This window comes from Cellulomonas sp. JZ18 (assembly GCF_009720485.1).
Taxonomy (GTDB): Bacteria; Actinomycetota; Actinomycetes; order Actinomycetales; family Cellulomonadaceae; genus Cellulomonas.
The window spans coordinates 2,150,349-2,167,303 of the sequence record NZ_CP045245.1; the positions used below are offsets into that span (position 1 = coordinate 2,150,349).

The 16,955-nt window shown below is 77.9% G+C and carries 16 protein-coding genes and 1 pseudogene; 10 read left to right on the forward strand and 7 right to left on the reverse strand.

Features of this window, described 5'->3' with window-relative positions:
- The first annotated feature begins 443 nt into the window (after positions 1-443).
- On the forward strand, positions 444-1,541 hold the full coding sequence (locus GC089_RS09775; RefSeq protein WP_370513983.1) for a molybdopterin-dependent oxidoreductase: 1,098 nt from the start codon (positions 444-446) through the stop codon (positions 1,539-1,541).
- An 11-nt stretch (positions 1,542-1,552) separates the two neighbouring features.
- Here the strand turns inward: GC089_RS09775 and GC089_RS19090 are convergent, their stop codons facing one another.
- The 3 genes and pseudogenes from GC089_RS19090 to GC089_RS09785 form a co-directional block, all read right to left on the reverse strand.
- Positions 1,553-3,193 carry a sulfite reductase flavoprotein subunit alpha gene (locus GC089_RS19090; protein WP_230685226.1) on the reverse strand — a complete coding sequence of 547 codons (1,641 nt, stop codon included), beginning with the start codon at positions 3,191-3,193 and terminating at the stop codon, positions 1,553-1,555.
- 578 nt (positions 3,194-3,771) lie between these two features.
- Positions 3,772-5,886, reverse strand: a pseudogene (locus GC089_RS19095) (molybdopterin oxidoreductase family protein); the annotation flags it as partial.
- Positions 5,887-5,911: 25 nt separating this feature from the next.
- On the reverse strand, positions 5,912-7,297 hold the full coding sequence (locus GC089_RS09785; RefSeq protein ID WP_155377528.1) for an MFS transporter: 1,386 nt from the start codon (positions 7,295-7,297) through the stop codon (positions 5,912-5,914).
- 284 nt (positions 7,298-7,581) lie between these two features.
- On the opposite strand from GC089_RS09785, the gene GC089_RS09790 reads away from it, so the two are divergent.
- Positions 7,582-7,923: a cupin gene (locus GC089_RS09790; RefSeq protein ID WP_155377529.1), complete on the forward strand. Its 342-nt coding sequence runs from the start codon at positions 7,582-7,584 to the stop codon at positions 7,921-7,923.
- Positions 7,920-9,089 carry a ThiF family adenylyltransferase gene (locus tag GC089_RS09795; RefSeq protein WP_155377530.1) on the forward strand — a complete coding sequence of 390 codons (1,170 nt, stop codon included), beginning with the start codon at positions 7,920-7,922 and terminating at the stop codon, positions 9,087-9,089. Before GC089_RS09790 ends, GC089_RS09795 begins: the two co-directional genes overlap by 4 nt.
- Before the next feature lie 33 nt (positions 9,090-9,122).
- On the opposite strand, the gene GC089_RS09800 is transcribed toward GC089_RS09795, so the two are convergent.
- The 3 genes from GC089_RS09800 to glp all read right to left on the reverse strand — a co-directional run bounded on the left by GC089_RS09800 (position 9,123) and on the right by glp (position 11,420).
- A complete protein-coding gene (locus GC089_RS09800) occupies positions 9,123-9,650 on the reverse strand; it encodes a molybdenum cofactor biosynthesis protein B (RefSeq protein WP_230684717.1) in 528 nt (175 codons plus the stop codon).
- 28 nt (positions 9,651-9,678) lie between these two features.
- Entirely contained in the window at positions 9,679-10,107 is a 429-nt protein-coding gene (gene moaC / locus GC089_RS09805; RefSeq protein ID WP_155379093.1) for a cyclic pyranopterin monophosphate synthase MoaC, read from the reverse strand.
- Positions 10,108-10,172: 65 nt separating this feature from the next.
- Complete coding sequence (gene glp / locus GC089_RS09810) at positions 10,173-11,420, reverse strand: gephyrin-like molybdotransferase Glp (protein WP_230684718.1); 1,248 nt, start codon at positions 11,418-11,420, stop codon at positions 10,173-10,175.
- A gap of 102 nt (positions 11,421-11,522) precedes the next feature.
- Between glp and moaA the strand changes: the two genes are divergently transcribed.
- Both moaA and GC089_RS09820 read left to right on the forward strand, forming a co-directional pair.
- Positions 11,523-12,638: a GTP 3',8-cyclase MoaA gene (gene moaA, locus GC089_RS09815; RefSeq protein WP_155377531.1), complete on the forward strand. Its 1,116-nt coding sequence runs from the start codon at positions 11,523-11,525 to the stop codon at positions 12,636-12,638.
- A gap of 1 nt (position 12,639) precedes the next feature.
- Positions 12,640-12,927 carry a MoaD/ThiS family protein gene (locus GC089_RS09820; protein WP_155377532.1) on the forward strand — a complete coding sequence of 96 codons (288 nt, stop codon included), beginning with the start codon at positions 12,640-12,642 and terminating at the stop codon, positions 12,925-12,927.
- A gap of 19 nt (positions 12,928-12,946) precedes the next feature.
- On the opposite strand, the gene GC089_RS09825 is transcribed toward GC089_RS09820, so the two are convergent.
- Complete coding sequence (locus tag GC089_RS09825) at positions 12,947-13,405, reverse strand: molybdenum cofactor biosynthesis protein MoaE (protein WP_230684719.1); 459 nt, start codon at positions 13,403-13,405, stop codon at positions 12,947-12,949.
- 144 nt (positions 13,406-13,549) lie between these two features.
- Here GC089_RS09825 and GC089_RS09830 point away from each other — a divergent pair, with 144 nt between their 5' ends.
- From GC089_RS09830 to GC089_RS09850, 5 genes are all read left to right on the forward strand, one after another.
- On the forward strand, positions 13,550-13,954 hold the full coding sequence (locus GC089_RS09830) for a molybdopterin-binding protein (protein ID WP_155377533.1): 405 nt from the start codon (positions 13,550-13,552) through the stop codon (positions 13,952-13,954).
- A 137-nt stretch (positions 13,955-14,091) separates the two neighbouring features.
- Complete coding sequence (gene modA / locus GC089_RS09835) at positions 14,092-14,739, forward strand: molybdate ABC transporter substrate-binding protein (protein ID WP_230684720.1); 648 nt, start codon at positions 14,092-14,094, stop codon at positions 14,737-14,739.
- The gene (locus tag GC089_RS09840; RefSeq protein ID WP_155377535.1) at positions 14,736-15,581 is read left to right on the forward strand and encodes an ABC transporter permease; all 846 of its coding nucleotides are present in this window, start codon (positions 14,736-14,738) and stop codon (positions 15,579-15,581) included. Before modA ends, GC089_RS09840 begins: the two co-directional genes overlap by 4 nt.
- Positions 15,578-16,342 carry an ABC transporter ATP-binding protein gene (locus GC089_RS09845; protein ID WP_196250677.1) on the forward strand — a complete coding sequence of 255 codons (765 nt, stop codon included), beginning with the start codon at positions 15,578-15,580 and terminating at the stop codon, positions 16,340-16,342. The genes GC089_RS09840 and GC089_RS09845 overlap by 4 nt, the downstream gene beginning before the upstream one ends.
- Positions 16,339-16,947: a molybdenum cofactor guanylyltransferase gene (locus GC089_RS09850; protein WP_155377537.1), complete on the forward strand. Its 609-nt coding sequence runs from the start codon at positions 16,339-16,341 to the stop codon at positions 16,945-16,947. Before GC089_RS09845 ends, GC089_RS09850 begins: the two co-directional genes overlap by 4 nt.
- Positions 16,948-16,955: the final 8 nt, after the last annotated feature.

The following is a 16,955-nucleotide window of genomic DNA, read 5'->3' on the forward strand; positions in this document are numbered from 1 at the left end:
ACGGTCGGCGTCGGGGCGGTCCTCGCGGCCGTGACCGGCGCGTCGTCGGACCCGCTCGTCGCCGTGGGCGCGGCGTTCGTCGACCGCACGCCGCCCTGGCTGAAGGACTGGGCGGTCGCGACGTTCGGCACCGCCGACAAGACGGCGCTCGCGGTCGGCCAGGCGGTCGTCCTGGCGGCCCTCGCGGCGCTCGCCGGGGTCCTGGCGCACCGGCGGTGGTCGTGGGGCGCCCTGCTCGTCGTCGCACTCGGGGGCCTGGCGGGCCTCGCCGCCGTGACGCGCCCCGACGCCGGCCTGCTCGCACCGCTGCCGGCGGTCGCGGGTGCCGCCGCCGGGCTGCTCGTGCTGCGGACCCTGCTGCGCCGCCTCCCCCGGCCGGCGCCGACCGGGCCGGCGCGGACGCGTCCGTCCCGGCGGGCCCGGCCGTGCCGTCGGAACCGGCCGTGCCGTCGGAACCGGCCCTGCCGCCGGACCCGTCCAGGCGCGGGTTCCTGCTCGCTGCGTCGCTCGCCGCCGCGCTGGGGGTCGTCGGGCTCGCGGTCGGCCGCGTCGCCGGCGCGGCCGGACGCGGCGTGCAGGCCGTCCGCGAGGGGCTCCGGCTGCCGCGGCCCGTCCGTCCCGCACCCGCTCCCCCGCCCGACGTGCAGGTGGCGGTCGCCGGCGTCGACCCGTGGGTCACGCCGCCCGCGACCTTCTACCGGATCGACACCGCCCTGGTCGTGCCGCAGGTCGACCCGGCGACGTGGCGGCTGCGCGTGCACGGCCTCGTCGAGCGCGAGGTCGAGCTGACCTGGGACGAGCTGCTGGCCTCCGACCTCGTCGAGGCGTGGGTGACCCTGGCGTGCGTCTCCAACCCGGTCGGCGGGGACCTCGTCGGCAACCAGCGCTGGCTGGGCCTGCCCGTCCGCGAGGTGCTCGCCCGGGCCGTGCCGACCGCGGACGCCGACATGGTGCTCTCGCGCAGCGTCGACGGCTTCACCGCGTCCACCCCGCTCGACGCGCTCACGGACGACCGCGACGCCCTGCTGGCGGTCGGCATGGACGGCGCCCCGCTGCCGCCCGAGCACGGGTTCCCCGTCCGGCTCGTCGTGCCCGGGCTCTACGGGTACGTGTCCGCGACGAAGTGGGTCACCGAGCTCGAGGTCACGCGGTTCGACGCGGCCGAGGCGTACTGGACGCAGCGCGGGTGGTCGCAGCGCGGGCCGGTGAAGACGCAGTCGCGCATCGACGTCCCGCGCGCCGGTGCGACCGTCCCGGCCGGTGACGTCGTCGTCGCCGGCACCGCGTGGGCGCAGGGCCGGGGCGTCACCGGCGTGCAGGTGCGGGTCGACGACGGGCCGTGGCAGGACGCCGAGCTCGCGGGCGACGGCGGCGTCGACACGTGGCGGCAGTGGCGCTGGACGTGGCGGGACGCCGGCGCCGGCGGCCACCGGCTGCACGTGCGCGCGTCCGACCCGCAGGGCCCGCAGACCGGCGCCCGGCAGGGCGTCGTGCCGGACGGTGCGACGGGGTACCACCGGGTCGACGTCACGGTCGTCTGACGCCCGAGGGCTCAGTACACGTCGCGCGCGTACCGGCGCTGCTCGGTCAGCCGCTTCACGTAGGCGGCCGCGTCCTGCTCGCCCATCCCGCCGTGGCGTGCGACGACCTCGCGCAGCGCCCGGTCGACGTCCGCCGCCATGCGCGAGGCGTCCCCGCACACGTACAGGTGCGCGCCGCGCTCGAGCCACGCCCACAGCCGCGCGCCCTGCTCGCGCATCCGGTCCTGCACGTAGACCTTGGTGCGCTGGTCGCGGGAGAACGCGGTGTCGAGGCGCGTGAGGACCGCCTCGGCGCGCAGCGCGTCGAGCTCCTCGCGGTACCAGAAGTCCGTCGCCGCGTGCTGCTCGCCGAACAGCAGCCAGCTCTCGCCACGGTCGCCGCGGGCGCGGCGCTCCTCGAGGAAGCCGACGAACGGGGCGACCCCGGTGCCCGGCCCCACCATGACGACCGGGACGGAGCCGTCCTCGGGCAGGTGGAAGTGGGTGGAGGGCTGCACGTGCACGGCCACCTCGGCGCCCTCGGGCGCGTCGGCCAGGTACGCCGAGCAGACGCCCGTGCGGGCGGCGCCCGTCGGGCCGGCGTAGCGCACGACCGACACCGTCAGGCGCACGCGCGCCGGGTCGACGAGCGGGCTGGACGAGATCGAGTACTGCCGCGGCTGCAGGCGCCGCAGCACGTCCGTCCACTCCTGCGCCGTGGCGCGCACGCCGAGCTCGGCGACGACGTCGACGGCCTGCCGGCCCCACGACCACTTGGCGAGCTCGTCGCGGTTGTCCGGGCGCAGGAGGCGGCGCAGCCGCTCGTCGCCCGTGCGCTCGGCGAGGAACCGCAGGAGCGCCGTGGACGGACGGGTGACGTCGAGCTCGTGCCGCAGCGCGTCCGCGAAGCCCTGGGTGCCGGCCCCCGCGACGGTGACCCGCGCGTCCGCGTCCGCGCCCGTGACGTCGAGCCACTCCGCCACGAGCGCGGCGGCGTTGACCGGCCGGACCGCGAGCGCGTCGCCGGCGCGGTACGGCACGGGCAGCGGGCTCGCGGTCGTGTCGAGCACGAGCTCGCGGACCTCCTTGGCGGACCCGGGGGCGCCGAGCCTGCGGTTGACGACGAGGCGGGCGGTGCCGGGGTGGCTGCGGGTCGCACGGGCGGGCGGCCCGGGAGAGGCGGGTGCGGCGTGGGCGGCAACCGGGCGCGGCTCGGTGCGCGCGGGGCCGCCGGCCCCCGGTGCGCGCCCCGACGTCCCCGTCCCCGTCGCCGTCCCCGTCGCGCTCGCGTCGCCGTCGTCCCGCCCGTCCTCGCCGGCGCCGGTCGAAGCGGACGGCGCCGCACCGCCCGCGAGCGCGGCCGCGAGGTCGTCGACCCAGCGCGCGACGGCGTCGTCGTCGCCGGGCTCGCGGTCGAGACGCGCGACGAGCCGCCGGGCACCGAGCTCCTCCAGACGCCGGTCGAGGCGGCGCCCGTGCCCGCAGAACTGGTCGTAGGCGGGGTCACCGAGGGCGAGGACGGCGTACCGGGCGCCGTCGAAGCGCGGCGCGGCCGGGTCGGCGAGCAGCTCCCACAGGGCGGTGCCGTTGTCGGGGGCGTCACCGTCGCCGAAGGTGCTGGTGACGAGGACGACGTCGGCGCGCCGCGGGAGGGTGTCGAGGGCGTCGTCCATGGCCACGACCCGCGGGGGCGTCCGGTCGCGGCGGCGAGGCGCGCGGCGACGTCCGCGGCGACCTGCTCCGCGGTGCCGGTCTGCGACGCCCACAGCACGACGAGCTCGCGGACGGGCGTGGTGAGGGCGGGTGCGCGTCCGCCGCCGGGGGCGCGCGAGAACATGCCGGCCAGGACGCCGTCGACCCACAGGGCCGCGGCACCGTCGAGCGGTGCGGTCGGCGGGAGCACCGGCGTCCCGGGGGTGCCGCCGCCGAGGCCCGCGAGGAAGCCGGCGAGGTAGCGCTGCTCGTCGGGGCCCAGCGCCGGGGGCGCGACGTCCTCGAGGCCGAGCGCGGCCGCGAGCGCGCGCATCGTCGCGGGGCCGTCGAGGGGGGTGCCCGCGCCACCGGCCGGGGCCCGGACGCCGTCCGCCGGGCCCGCGCCCACCGGGTCCGCGCCCGTCGGCTCCGCGACCGCCGTGTCCGCGCGCGCGCCGTCACCGGCCACCTCCGCCCCGGCGACGGGGGTCAGCGTGACGGCGCACGCCTTGAGCTCCGGCTGGAACGACAGGGGGTCGACGGCGTCGTTGGTCACGGCGTTCACGGCGAGGTACTCACCGAACAGGTCGTTCCAGTGGAACGGGGCGAACAGCGTGCCCGGGCGCACGCGGTCGGTGACGACGACCGGCAGGACGGCGCGCCCGCGGCGTGAGGCCACCTCCGCGGTGCTCCCGGTCGTGACGCCGTGCCGCGCCGCGTCGTCGGGGTGGACCTCGACGAACGGGCCCGGGTTCAGACGGTTGAGCGCCGGCACCTTCCCGGTCTTGGTCAGCGTGTGCCACTGGTGCTGCACGCGTCCCGAGGTGAGCACGAGGGGGTAGTCGTCGTCGGGCGTCTCGGCGGGCTCCATGTGCGGGCGGGCGTGGAAGACGGCCCGGCCGCTCGGCGTCGGGAACACCAGGTGGGGACGGCTGCCGTCGGGGCGCACGTGCACCGGCTGGTGCACGCCGTCGTTGCGGTAGCGGACCGGGTTGCGCGCAGGCCCGTCCGGCGCGGCGGGCCACTGCACCGGCCCGGTGCGCAGGCGCGCGTACGTGACGCCGCGCAGGTCGTACCCCGTACGCGGGTTCGTGCTGCCGCGGATCTCCTCGAAGACCTCCTCGGCGCACGTGTACGCGAACCCGTCGAACCCCATCGCGGTGGCGACGCGGGCGATGAGCTGCCAGTCGGGCAGGGCGTCCCCGGGCGGGTCCAGGGCGTGACGCGCGAGCGTCATGGTCCGCTCGCTGTTGACCATCACCCCGTCGGCCTCGGACCAGAGCGCGGCGGGGAGCACGACGTCGGCGTAGGCGTTCGTCTCGGTGTCGGCGAACACGTCCTGGGTCACGACGAGCTCGGCGCGCTCGAGCCCCTCGATGACGGTGCGGCGGTTCGCCACCGACGCGACCGGGTTGGTGCAGATCACCCAGCAGGCCCGGATCTCGCCGTCGGCCATGCGGCGGAACATGTCGACGGTGCCGGTGCCGACGCCGTCGGCGCGGATCGTGCCCGGCGGCACGCCCCACAGCTCCTCGACGAACGCGCGGTCGTCGGCGTCGAGCACGGACCGCTGCCCCGGCAGGCCCGGGCCCATGTACCCCATCTCGCGCCCGCCCATGGCGTTGGGCTGCCCCGTCAGGGAGAACGGCCCGCTGCCCCGCCGGCAGATCGCGCCCGTCGCCAGGTGCAGGTTGACCAGAGCGTTCGTGCTCCACGTGCCGTGGGTGGACTGGTTGAGCCCCATGGTCCAGCACGACACCCAGTTCCCGGCACCGGCGATGAGCGCGGCCGCGGCGCGCAGGTCGTCGGCGGGCACGCCCGTGAGGGCCTCGACGACGTCCGGCGGGTAGTCCGCGAGGAACGCCGGCATCTGCTCCCAGCCCTCGGTGTGCTCCGCGACGAACTCCTCGTCGACGGCGTCCGACTCCACCAGCAGGTGCAGCAGGCCGTTGAGGAGGGCGAGGTCGGAGCCCGGACGCACCTGCAGGAACAGGTCGGCCTTCTCGGCGGTGGCGGTGCGGCGCGGGTCGACGACGATGAGCTTCGCGCCCGCCTTGACGCGGTCGAGCAGGCGCAGGAACAGGATGGGGTGGCAGTCGGCCATGTTCGCGCCGATGACAAGGAACACGTCGGCGTGGTCGAGGTCCTCGTAGGAGCCCGGCGGCCCGTCCGCTCCGAGCGAGAGCTTGTAGCCGGTGCCGGCGCTGGCCATGCACAGCCGGGAGTTCGACTCGATCTGGTTGGTGCGCAGGTACCCCTTGGCGAGCTTGTTCGCCAGGTACTGCGCCTCGATGCTCATCTGGCCCGACACGTACAGCGCGACGGCGTCCGGGCCGTGCGTGTCGAGGACCTCCCGCAGGCGCCGAGCGACGAGCGCGACCGCGTCGTCCAGGGACGCCTGGCCCGCCTCCCCGCCCCGCTCTGCGCGCACGAGCGCCGTCGACAGGCGCCCGCGGGCGGAGAACAGGTCCGCGCTCGTCGCGCCCTTGGTGCACAGCCGCCCACCGTTGGACGGGTGGCCGCGGTCGCCGGCGGCGCGCGTCACGCGCCGGGTGCCGGCGTCGTCCTCGGTCACGTCGAGGACGACGCCGCAGCCGACGCCGCAGTACGAGCACACGGTCGCGACCCGGGTCGCGGTCGTGCCCTCGGACTGCGCGGTGGTGGTGGCCGTCACGCCGGTGCCCTCCCCTGCCCCGCCGTCAGATCGTCGCCGCGCCGAACGCGGACCCGCGACGCTGGTACACCGCCCACGTGGTCAGCGCCATGACCGCGTACAGGCCGACGATCACCCACAGCGCGGCCTGGATCGACCCGGTCAGCGACGTCGAGACGGCGAACCCCCGGGGGATGAGGAACCCGCCGACCGCACCGACCGCGCCGGCGATGCCGATGCAGCCCGCGGCCGCCTTCGCCCGCCGGCCCCGGTCCGCGTCGTCGCTCGCGCCGAACCGGAACACCGCCGGGATCATGCGGTACACCGAGCCGTTGCCGGCACCCGTGGCGAGGAAGAGCAGCAGGAACGAGCCGAAGAACAGGCCGAACGACTGCGCCCGCAGGGCGAGGATCGCCCCGACCGTGCCCAGCGCCATCACGCCGAACGCGACGACCGTGACCCGTGCGCCCCCGAAGCGGTCCGCGAGCGCGCCCCCGGCGGGCCGCGCGACGGAGCCGACGAGCGCACCGAGGAACGCGATGGTGAGCGTCACCTCGGGGAACTGGGCGTCGAGCAGCGTCGGGAACGCACCGGAGAAGCCGATGAACGAGCCGAACGTGCCGATGTAGACGAACGAGATGATCCACGTGTGCGTCGCGCGGGCGGCCGCGCCGTACGCCCGCGGGTCGGCCTTGGCGTTGCTCAGGTTGTCCATGAACCGCCACGCGAGCACGGCCGCGAGCACGGCGAGCGGCAGGAACATCAGGCCGGCCCGCTCGAGCGAGAGCCCCGCGCCCGCGACGACGACCAGCGGCACGGCGAGCTGCACCGCGGCGGTGCCGATGTTGCCGCCCGCGGCGTTGAGGCCGAGCGCCTTGCCCTTCTCCCGCTCCGGGTAGAAGAACGAGATGTTGGCCATCGACGACGCGAAGTTGCCGCCGCCGACGCCGGCGAGCGCGGCCACGGCCAGCAGCGCGCCGAACGGCAGCTGCGGGTTCTGCACGGCCCAGACGAGCGCACCCGTCGGCAGGAGCAGCAGCAGCGCCGAGACCACCGTCCAGTTGCGGCCGCCGAACACGGGCACCGCGAACGTGTACGGGATGCGCAGCGTCGCCCCGACGAGGCTCGGCACGGCGATGAGCCAGAACATCTGGTCGACGGTGAGCACGAAGCCCGCGTCGGGCAGGCGGGGCACGACGATGCTCCACAGCGCCCACACGGCGAAGCCGAGGAACTCGGCGAACACCGACAGGCCGAGGTTGCGGCGGGCGACGGCACGGCCGACCGTGCGCCACTGCTGCGCGTCCTCGGGGTCCCAGCCGTCGATCCAGCGGCCGCGGCGGACGGTCAGACCGGCGGCCGCCGCTGCGGCGTCGGGGGCGGGCGCGACCGGCGGTGCGGGCGCTGCTGCGGGCGTGGTGGTCTGGGTCACGGGAGCCTCCGGGCGTCGGGTGCGCGCGGTGCGCGGCACGGGTGGGGCGTCCGGGCGCCGGGCGGTGCCCGGAGCCTCGCGGTGGTGCGGGGGCTGCAGGTCGTCGGCGGCCGAGAGGTGCGGCCGCGTGCCCCGACGCTAGGGACGTCGTGTTTCGCCCGACCGCGGGCTGGCGTAACCCGCCGCGAACGTCTTCCGCACACGCCCGGGCCGGCAGGTGTGAGGACGTGCCGACCCGCGGCGTCCCGACGGGCGGTTCCCGCGGCGGCTGCCAGGATGGGCGCATGCCGGACCTGAACGCCCTCGTGACCACCCACCTGGACCTGGCCCGCGCGGACGCGCACGGCCGCAGCGCCGAGCTCGTCGTGCACGACGGGGAGCTGCGCCAGACCGTCATCGCGCTCACCGCGGGCACCGAGCTCGGCGAGCACGCCTCGCCGCCGGCGGCGAGCCTGCAGGCCCTCGTCGGCCGCGTCCGCGTGCACGTCGGCGACGAGGTGCAGCAGGAGGTGGCCGCGGGCGAGCTGTGGACGCTCACGCACGAGCGGCACTCCGTGCTCGCGCTCGAGGACTCCGTCGTGCTGCTCACGACCGTGACGAGCGTCGACCGCACGCCGCACGGATGAGCGACCCGCTCCCCCCGCTCGTCGCGCCCGGGCCGCCGCTGACGCCCGAGCAGGTCGCCCGGTACGCCCGGCACCTGGCGCTGGACCCGGTCGGGGAGGTCGGGCAGCGCCGGCTGCTGGCCGCGCGCGTCCTCGTGCTCGGCGCGGGCGGTCTCGGGTCGCCGGTCCTGCTGTACCTCGCGGCCGCGGGCGTCGGGACGCTCGGGGTCGTCGACGACGACGTCGTTGAGACGTCGAACCTGCAGCGGCAGGTGGTGCACGGCACGGCCGACGTTGGGCACCCCAAGGTCGACTCCGCGGCGCGGCGCGTCCGTGACCTGAACCCCGACGTCACCGTCCGTACCCACCCGGTGCGGCTGACGGCGCAGAACGCCGAGGAGCTGCTCGGCGGCTACGACCTCGTCGTCGACGGCACGGACAACTTCGCGACGCGCTACCTCGTGAACGACACGTGCGCGCGCCTGGGGCTGCCGTGGGTGTGGGGCTCGGTCCTGCGCGGGCACGCCCAGGTCAGCGTGTTCTGGGCGGGCGTGCCGGGCGGGGTCGACCTGCGCGACGTGTTCGGGGAGCCCCCCGCGCCGGGCACGGTGCCCTCGTGCGCGCAGGACGGCGTGCTCGGCGCGGTCTGCGCGGCCGCCGGCTCGGCGATGGCCGTTGAGGCGGTCAAGCTCGTCTGCGGCACGGGGCGGACCCTGCTCGGGCGGGTCGCCGTCCTCGACGCGTTCGACGCGACGTGGCGCGAGGTCCCGGTGCGGGCACGGCCCGGCCGGCCCGCACCGGCACCCGCCCGCGCGGCGGGTACCGTCGAGACCGTGACGACCCCCGACGCCCCCACCGACCTGACCCCGGCCGGGCTGCGCGACCTGCTGGCCGCGCGCGACGCCGGCACCGCCGACGTGGACGTGGTCGACGTGCGCGAACCCGGCGAGACGGCGGCCGGGACGCTCCCGGGCGCCCGCCTGGTCCCGCTCGGCCGGTGGGCCGACGGCACCGCGGTGGCCGACCTGGACCCGGACCGCACGCTCGTGCTCGTCTGCCGCTCCGGCATGCGCTCGGCACGTGCGGCGGCGTACGCGCGGGCCGCCGGCGTCCGGGACGTGCGCAACCTCGACGGCGGGCTCGTCGCGTGGGCGCGCGAGGTGGACCCGGGGCTCGTCGTCCCCTGACGCCACCCGCGGGCGCGCGCCCGCGGGCCGGTCTCAGCCGTGGTCGGCGCCGCGCAGCTGCCGGACGGCGTGCACGAGCACGGGCCCGAGCAGCGCGGCCGCGTCACGCGCGGCACCGGTGGAGCCGGCGACGTTGACGACGAGCGTGCGCCCGGCCACCCCGGCGAGCCCGCGGGACAGCATGGCCGCGGCGACCCCGCGCGCGGCACCGTCGGCACGCAGCGCCTCGGCGATCCCCGGCACCTCGCGCTCGAGCACGCGCCGGGTCGCCTCGGGCGTGCGGTCGCGTGGTCCCAGACCCGTGCCGCCGCTCGTCACCACGAGGGCCGCGCCCTCGCCGACGGCCGCACGCAGCGCCGCCTCGACCGGGTCGCCGTCGGGCACCACGACCGCGTCGTCGACGTCGAAGCCCAGCCCCCGCAGCGCGGCGACGAGGACCGGCCCCGACCGGTCCTCGTAGGTGCCCGCGGCCGCCCGGTCGGACGCCGTGACGACGACCGCGCGCCCGAGGGCGGCCTCGGCCGCGCGGCCGGCCACGGAGCCATACACGGAGTCAGTCACCGACTCAGCCGCGGAGTCAGCCACGGAGTCAGTCACGGTGCCAGTCCCCGCTGCGCCCGCCCTCCTTGGCCTCGACCCGCACGTCCGTGATCGACGCGCCCTTGTCGACGGCCTTCACCATGTCGACGAGCGTGAGGCCCGCCGCCGCGACGCACGTCAGCGCCTCCATCTCCACACCCGTGCGGTCCGCGGTGCGCACGCGCGCCTCGATGCGCACGCCGTCGTCCTCCACCGTGAGGTCGACCTCGACCCCGTGGATCGCGATCGGGTGGCACAGGGGCACGAGGTCCGGGGTGCGCTTGGCCGCCTGGATGCCCGCGATGCGCGCCACGGCGAGCGCGTCGCCCTTGGGCACGCCCTCGCCGCGCAGCAGCGCCACGACCTCGGGCGTCGTCACCAGCCGCCCCGACGCGCGCGCCGTGCGCACCGTGACGGGCTTGTCGGCCACGTCCACCATGCGCGCCGCCCCGCGCTCGTCCACGTGCGTCAGGCGCGCGCCGGGCGCGCCGCTCCCCGGGTCGCTCACGCGTCCCCCTCCCTCAGGTCCACCACGGTCACCGTCTCCCCCGCGGCGACGCGGGTCGCGTCGGCGGGGACGTCCAGGAGCGCGTCGGCCCGCGCGAGCGCGCCGAGCAGGTGCGAGCCGGGCCCGCCGACGGGTGTCGCCACGAGCGCGCCGTCGCGGACGTCGAGGCGCGCGCGCAGCAGCTGGCGACGACCGGCGGGCGAGCGCACGTCGGACGCGAGCACCGCCGGCAGCCGGCGCCGGTGCACGTGCCGCGCGCCGAGCATGCGGCGCAGCAGCGGACGCACGAACACCTCGAACGACACGAACGCGCTCACGGGGTTGCCCGGCAGGCTGAGCACGGGCGTGCCGGACGGCAGGCGCCCCACGCCCTGCGGCTTGCCCGGCTGCATGCGCACGTGCACGAGCTCCCCGTGCCCGCCCGCGAGCAGCGCGTCGCGCACGACGTCGTAGGCGCCCACCGACACGCCGCCGGTGGTGACGACGACGTCCGCCCCCGTGCCCAGCTCGTCGAGGACGCGCAGCACGTCCGGCACGTCGTCGGCGAGGACGCGCACGTCCACCACGCGCGCACCGGCCGCCTCGGCCGCGGCCGCGAGCTGCACGCCGTTCGACTCGTGGATCTGCCCGTGCGCGAGCGCACCCCCGTCGGTGACGAGCTCGCTGCCGGTGGACACGACGGCGACCCGCGGCCGGCCGTGCACGGCCACCTGCCGGTGGCCCGTCGCCGCCAGCAGGCCGAGCGCCGCGGCGCCGAGCACGTCGCCGGCGCGCAGGACGACCTCGCCGGCGCGCACGTCCTCGCCGCGGTGGCGCACGTGCGCGCCGGGCGCGACGACGTCGCGCAGCGCCACGCGGTCGGTGCCGCCGTCGGTGAGCTCGACCGGGACGACCGTGTCGGCGTCCGCGGGGACGGGCGCGCCCGTCATCATGCGCACGGCGGCCCCGGCCGGCACCACGACCGCGCGGGTGTCCCCGGCGGGCACGTCGTCGGCGACGTCGAGCACGGCGCCGGCGCGCGCGTCGGCGGCGCGCAGCGCGTACCCGTCCATCGCCGAGGAGGGCCAGGGCGGCAGGTCGAGCGTCGACGCCACGTCCTGCGCGAGCGCCGCGCCGCGGGCCGCCGCGAGGGGCAGGACCTGCACCGGCAGCGGCCCCGCGAGCGCGAGGACCGCCGCCGCGTGCTCGTCGAGCGTGCGCACGGGGCGCGCGGGGACGGACGCGTGGTCGACGGTCTCGGGCACGCGACCAACCTAGCGGCGCGCCGTGCGGGCACGACCGCGACGCGTGCGCCCGCCCGCCCGGCAGACCGGTGCGTCGCGGCGGGCGTCCGTATGATCGGCCCGATGGAGCCCGTCACGTCCCGCGGTGCCGTGCCGGTCGCCCTCGGACCGCCCCCCGCCCGTCCGGTCGAGGCGACCGCGGTCCCGCGACCGCCGGCACGGCTGCGCGGCGACGGGCTCGTCGACCGCTGGGGGCGCGTCGCCACCGACCTGCGGGTCTCCCTCACCGACCGCTGCAACCTGCGCTGCACGTACTGCATGCCGGCGGAGGGCCTGCCGTGGGCGCCCGACGCCACCGTGCTGACCGACGACGAGGTGGTGCGGCTGGTGCGCGTCGCCGTCGAGCGGCTCGGCGTGCGCGACGTGCGGTTCACCGGCGGGGAGCCGCTGCTGCGCCGGGGCCTCGAGGGCATCGTCGCGGCCGCCGCGGCGCTGCGCACCCCCGACGGCGCGCCCGTCGGGACGGCGCTCACCACCAACGCGCTGGGCCTGGACAAGCGGGCGCGCGCGCTGGCGGCCGCCGGGCTGGGGCGCGTCAACGTCTCGCTCGACTCGCTGCGACCGGAGCGGTTCGCCGCCATCACCCGCCGCGACCGGCTCGCGGACGTGCTCGCCGGGCTGCGCGCGGCCCGCGACGCCGGGCTCGGGCCCGTGAAGGTCAACGCGGTGCTGGTGCGCGGCGTCAACGACGACGAGGCCGTCCCGCTGCTCGCGTGGGCCCTCGAGCACGGCTACCACCTGCGCTTCATCGAGCAGATGCCGCTGGGCCCCGCCGGGTCGTGGGACCGCGCGGGGCTCGTCACCGCGCAGGAGATCCTCGACGCCCTCACGGCCGCATTCGACCTCGAGCCCGAGCCGGCCGGTGCCCGCGGCGGCGCCCCCGCCGAGACGTGGACGGTGCGCGGGCGGCCGGGGGCGACCGTCGGCGTCATCGGGTCCGTGACGCGCCCGTTCTGCGGCGCCTGCGACCGGACCCGCCTGACGGCGGACGGCCAGGTGCGCAGCTGCTTGTTCGCGCGCGAGGAGCACGACCTGCGCGGTCTGCTGCGCTCGGGCGCCGACGACGAGGCGCTGGCCGAGGCGTGGCGGGCGGCGATGTGGGGCAAGAAGCCGGGGCACGGGATCGACGACGTCGGGTTCCTGCAGCCGGCCCGCACGATGAGCGCGATCGGAGGCTGACATGGCGGCGGGGACGGCCGGGACCGGCACAGGGGTGCACACGCTGACCGTGCGCTACTTCGCGGCGGCGCACGAGGCGGCGGGGGTGGGCGAGGAGCGGGTCGACGTGCCGGACGGGGTGACGGTCGGCGGGCTGCTCGACGCGCTCGCCGCCCGGCACGACGGCCGCCTGCGCGACGTGCTCGCGGTCTGCGCGCTGCTGGTCGACGGCACGCTGCACCGTGACCGGGACGAGCCGCTGGGCTCCCCGCAGGTCGTCGACGTGCTGCCGCCCTTCGCCGGGGGCTGAGGCGCCCGTCCCGCGCCCCTCAGGCGCAGTTGACCCACTCGTGGGTGCCGTCGCCGAGGACCTGACGCTTCCACACGGGCAGGTGCTCCTTGACCTCGTCGACGAGCCGCGCCGCCGCGGCGAACGCCTCCTGCCGGTGCGCGGCCGCCACCGCGACACCGAGGGCGCAGTCGCCGACCTCGAGCGGTCCCACCCGGTGCACGACCGCCACGGCGTCCACGGGGGCGTCGGCGGCGACGGCGGCGACGACCCGGGCCAGGACCCGGCCGGCGTCGGGGTGCGCGACGTACTCGAGGGCCGTGACGGCACGGCCGTGGTCGTGGTCGCGCACCACGCCGGCGAACGTGACCACCGCGCCGGCGGCGGCGTCGGCCACGGCCGCCGCGAGCGCCGCGACGTCCACCACCGCCTGCGTGACGTCGGTGACGACCACGCGACGTGCGGGCGCGGCGAGGCGGGAGGAGTCGTGCGGGCTCACGGCGCCACCCTAGGCACGCCCGCCGGCCCGCACGCCCCTTCGCGGGGCGCTGCCGGATGCAGGACGCGTCCGCGCACCGCACACGCGGCGCTCTTCCCCCGCAGAACGCCGCGCCTGCGGCACGGCATGGCCTAGCCTGTCGCCATGCGGTACCGGGTGGGAGAGGCCGCGAGCCTCCTGGGGGTCAGCGACGACACCGTGCGCCGCTGGATCGACGCCGGGCGGCTGCGCTCGACGCGCACGGCGTCGGGGCGCCACGAGGTCGACGGGGTCGACCTCGCACGCCTCGCCCAGCAGGTCGCCGACGAGCAGGACGCGGGCGACGGCGGCCGCGGGCGGCACTCGACGCGCAACCGGCTGCGCGGGATCGTCACCCGCGTCGTGCGCGACGGTGTCATGGCGCAGGTCGACATCCAGGCCGGTCCGCACCGGGTCGTGTCCCTCATCAGCCGGGAGGCGGCCGACGAGCTCGGTCTCGAGCCGGGCGTCGTGGCCGTGGCGTCCGTGAAGGCGACGAACGTCGCCGTCGAGCACGTCGAACGCGCATGACGCACCCGCGGCGGACCCGACACGCGCGACGGGCCCTCGCCCTCGCGCCCCTCGTCCTCGCCGCCGGGTGCGCGGGTGGGCCCGCCCCTGCGGACGCGGCGGCCCCGGGCGGCCCCACCGGCCCGGTGGTCGTCCTGGTGGCGTCGTCGCTGACGGACGTCCTCGCCGACGTGGAGGCCGACCTGGAGGCCCGCCACCCGGGCCTCGACGTGCGCACGAGCCCCGCGGCGAGCTCGACGCTCGCCGCCCAGGTGCTCGCGGGCGCACCCGCGGACGTCCTCGTCACGGCGAGCGAGGCGACGATGGCGACCGTCACCGACGCGCTCGGCGGCGACCCCGTCGTCGTGGCACGCAACGCGCTGCAGATCGCGGTGCCGGCCGGCAACCCCGCGGGCGTCACGGGACTGGCCGACCTCGCCGACCCCGCCCTGACGGTCGCGCTGTGCGACCCCGCGGTGCCGTGCGGGGCGGTGGCGGCCGAGGTGCTGGCGTCCGCGGGCGTGGCGGGCGCACCGGACACGCTCGAGCAGGACGTGCGGGCCGTGCTCACGAAGGTCCGGCTGCGGGAGGTCGACGCCGCGCTGGTCTACCGCACCGACGTCCTCGCCGGCGGCGACGAGGTCGAGGGCCTCGACCTGCCGGCCGCGCACGACGTGGCGACGACGTACCCGGCCCTCGTGCTGCCCGACGCCCCCCACCCGGCGGCGGCACGCGCCGTCGTGGACCACCTGCGCTCCCCCGCCGGTGTCGCCGCACTGCGCGCCGCCGGGTTCACGACGCCGTGAGCCGCCGCCGACCCGCCCCGGTCGCGCTGCTCGTGCCGGCGGCGCTCGGGCTCGTCCTGCTCGTCGCCCCGCTCGTCGCGCTGGTCGTCGCGACGCCGTGGGCGGACCTCGGGGCGCGCGTGCTGGCGCCCGGGGTCCTCGACGCGCTGCGGCTCTCGCTGGTCACGGCGGCCGTGAGCACGCTGCTGTGCGTGCTGGTCGGCGTTCCCCTCGCCTGGGTGCTGGCGCGCACCGACGTGCCGGGCCGTGCGCTGGTGCGCGCGCTCGTCACGGTGCCGCTGGTCCTGCCGCCCGTCGTCGGCGGAGTCGCGCTGCTGCTCCTGCTGGGCCGCCAGGGCCTGCTGGGACGCCACCTCGACGCGTGGTTCGGCGTCACCGTGCCGTTCACGTCCGCCGCGGTGGTCCTGGCGCAGACGTTCGTCGCGCTGCCGTTCCTCGTCCTGGCGGTCGAGGGTGCGATCGCCGGCACGGACGCGCGGCGCGAGGCGGCCGCCGCGACGCTGGGCGCATCCCGCTGGTACGTCGCGCGGCGCGTGACCCTGCCGGCCGCGGCGCCGGGGATCGCCGCCGGGGCCGCGCTGTGCTTCGCGCGCGCCCTGGGCGAGTTCGGCGCCACGCTCACGTTCGCGGGCAGCTTCCCCGGCACGACCCGCACGATGCCGCTCGCGGTGTACCTGGCGCTCGACAGCGACCCGCAGGCCGCGGTCGCGATGTCCCTGCTGCTGCTCGTCCTCTCGGTCGCGGTGCTCGTCGCGCTGCGCGGGCGGTGGGTCGGCGGGCTCACGGGTACCGCGCCGGCGCCGCCGCGAGCGGCGCGGACGCGCGAGGTGGCGGCGCCGTGAGGGCCGCCCGCGGCGCCGCCGGCGTCGGGGCCGGCCTCGACGCGCACCTCGTCGTCCGCCGCGGCGCGTGGCAGCTCGACCTGCGCCTCGTCGTGCCGGCCGGCGGCGTGCTCGCCGTGCTCGGGCCGAACGGCGGCGGGAAGTCGACGGCGGTCGCGGCCCTGGCGGGGCTCGTGCCGCTGGACCGCGGGCACGTGCGGCTCGGCGAGCGGGTCCTCGCCGACGCGGAGGCGGGCGTCGACCTCCCGCCCGAGCGGCGCGGGCTCGGCGTCGTGCTGCAGGACGTGCTCCTGGTCCCGCACCTGTCGGCGCGCGAGAACGTCGCGTTCGGGCGCCGCGCTGCGGGCGAGCGGGCACGCCCCGCGCGTCAGCACGCCGACCGCCTGCTCGAGGCGGTCGGCCTCGCCGCGCACGCCCGCACGCGCGCCGAGCGCCTGTCCGGCGGGCAGGCCCAGCGTGCGGCGCTCGCGCGGGCACTCGCCGTCGACCCCGCCGCGCTCGTCCTCGACGAGCCGTTCGCGGCGCTCGACGCGCACGCCCGCCGCCACGTGCGCGACGTCGTGGCGGACCACGTGCGCACGCGGCGGGTCCCGCTCGTCCTCGTGACGCACGCCCTGGACGACGCGCGCGACCTCGCGGACGAGGTCCTGGTCCTCGAGCGCGGCCGCGTCGTGCAGCGCGGCGCGCCCGACGACCTCGCGGACGCCCCCGCGACGGACTACGTGGCCGAGCTGGTCGGCGGCCCCGGGGTGGGGTCATGAGCGCACGCGACGCCGACGTCCTCGTCGTGGTCCCCGCGGGCGGCACGGCGCGCCGCCTCGGCGGCGGGGACAAGACCGCCCTCGACGTGGGCGGACGCACGGTCCTCGAGCGGCTCCTCGCCGACCTCGCGCCGTGGCCGACCGTGGTCGTCGCCGACCCGCCGGCACCGCACGTGCGCGCCCGTGCCCCGCACGCGCGCTGGTGCCGGGAGGACCCGCCCGGCGCCGGTCCGCTCGCGGCCCTCGCGGCGGGCCTCGCGACCGCCCCGGGCGCGCGCGTGCTCGTCGCCGTGGCCGGCGACCAGCCGTTCGCCGGGCGCGCCGTGCCCGCGCTGCTCGCCGCGCTCGACGCGGCCCCCCGGGCCGGTGCGGCGGCCGCCGCGGACGGCGAGGGACGCCTGCAGCCGCTGCTCGCCGCGTACCGCACGGCGGCCGTGGCGACGGTGCTGCGCGGCCCGGTCGCGCACCGCCCGGTGCGCTCCCTCTGCGCCGGGCTGGACGTCGTGCCCGTCCCGCTGCCGGCGGCCCAGCTGCTCGACGTCGACGACGCGGACGACCTCGACCGGGCGCGGCGCACCGCCGCGGACGGCACCGCCCCCGGCTGACGACCGTC